The organism is Planktothrix sp. FACHB-1355 (assembly GCF_014748295.1).
GTDB classification, from domain to species: Bacteria; Cyanobacteriota; Cyanobacteriia; order Cyanobacteriales; family Aerosakkonemataceae; genus Aerosakkonema; species Aerosakkonema funiforme_A.
On sequence record NZ_JACJUP010001376.1, the window covers coordinates 1 to 1,511 of the forward strand.

General features: G+C 40.8%; 1 protein-coding gene and 1 pseudogene. Both read right to left on the reverse strand.

Going from position 1 to position 1,511, the window contains the following annotated elements:
- Positions 1-617: 617 nt before the first annotated feature.
- The gene (locus H6S82_RS32565; protein WP_190463074.1) at positions 618-1,004 is read right to left on the reverse strand and encodes a VOC family protein; all 387 of its coding nucleotides are present in this window, start codon (positions 1,002-1,004) and stop codon (positions 618-620) included.
- An 11-nt stretch (positions 1,005-1,015) separates the two neighbouring features.
- Positions 1,016-1,511, reverse strand: a pseudogene (locus H6S82_RS32570) (FAD-dependent oxidoreductase); the annotation flags it as partial.

Sequence of the window (1,511 nt, forward strand, 5' to 3'; positions counted from 1 at the left end):
TTTTACTTTAGTGAGGACAGGTAGCTCTTACTTAGTCTTCTCTGTGTCAATCAAAGTTTAGACATCGCACCTGCGGTGCGATAGTCTAAACTCCAGTGCTTAACTGTTTCACTAATAGTCGCTGCGGCAGATCCTGTTGTAGTAATTTGTTCCATAGCAAGCCTCGCAAGTGGATGCTGTCAGCGAAGTGGGCTATACAGAGGTCGAACTACACTCTGATTCTGATGGATTTCGGAAAAGCTGAAATCTTTTTTCATTGGTTGGGCTTAATATGCGATTGCACAATGCCCGCACCTGCGATCGAAAGTGATTTTCCTCGCTCTGCGTTACCCAAACACAAACAGCTTTATGAGAACAAGATATCTGCACCCTGCGAGTTACTTCTGCAAATAATCTTTATTTGCTAGTTTTAACAACTTTGTCACATACTAATTTCTTCCTTAACAGACAAATTTTAAACCCAGAATATACCGAACTACAAGTAATATTTAATACTTCTTATATTACAATTTATTACAACGAATTTCAGATTCCAAAAACCCATTTTCTTCAAGAAAACGGGTTTCTCTGTCAATGCCAGTTCTGGTGTGTGGGTTTAACCCTTATCATATTTAACCTTATTTTTCATATATCTCCAGAGGTAGATCGTCAGGATCTTTGAAAAAAGTAAAGCGCTTACCTGTAATCTCATCAATTCTGATCTCTTCTACCTGCACAGCTTGAGATTTTAGATAAGCGACAGACTCATCGATATTGTCAACTTCAAAAGATAAATGTCTCAGACCGCAAGCTTCCGGGCTATTGACTCGTTTAGGAGGATTGGGAAAGGAAAACAGTTCAATTCGATCGCCGTTACCGACAAGCAAATCCAACTTGTAGGAATTTCTGTGGGAGCGGAAAGTTTCTTTGATAATCGAAAAGCCTAAAACTTCTACATAAAAGCTTTTAGATTTTTCATAGTTTGAACAAACGATCGCTACATGATGAATTCCAGTTGTTTTCATAATCTCACACCCTATATCATAGATCGGGCGATCGCCATTTCCGACTCGAACGATCGCATTTGCGATGCCTCCTCAATTTTAGCCATACCAAACAGCTTCGGTAATTGATTAGTTTCTCTCATCACTTCTCTGACTTCCGAATTCGATACATTTGCCAAGTTCTTGCGATCGAGGATAGCAATAACAGCAGCTATTCCCACGCCTTGACCCACAGCCGAATTAAATTCTACAATTCTGCCAGCAGTAGAAGCATAACCCTCAAATCCAGAAGCCGGACTCACAACTGCGAGGTTAGGAACGCACTTAACTAATGCGTGCTGGATACCGATATTGAAAACAGGCGGCGGAAAGCGAACAGATGAAAAACCTTTTGCATTTGCCCTGTCTAAAATACCTTTAATTTCTCCCCGCGCATCAAAATGATAAGCAAACGTACCGATCGATTCATTTTCCGGTACACCACCCATAAGCATTTTTGTACCCGTCAACGAGATCGGAAGAGCGTCG

Excerpts from the sequence above, each read along its gene's own strand:
- H6S82_RS32565 (WP_190463074.1), bottom strand. The coding sequence starts at position 1,004 with ATGAAAACAACTGGAATTCATCATGTAGCGATCGTTTGTTCAAACTAT.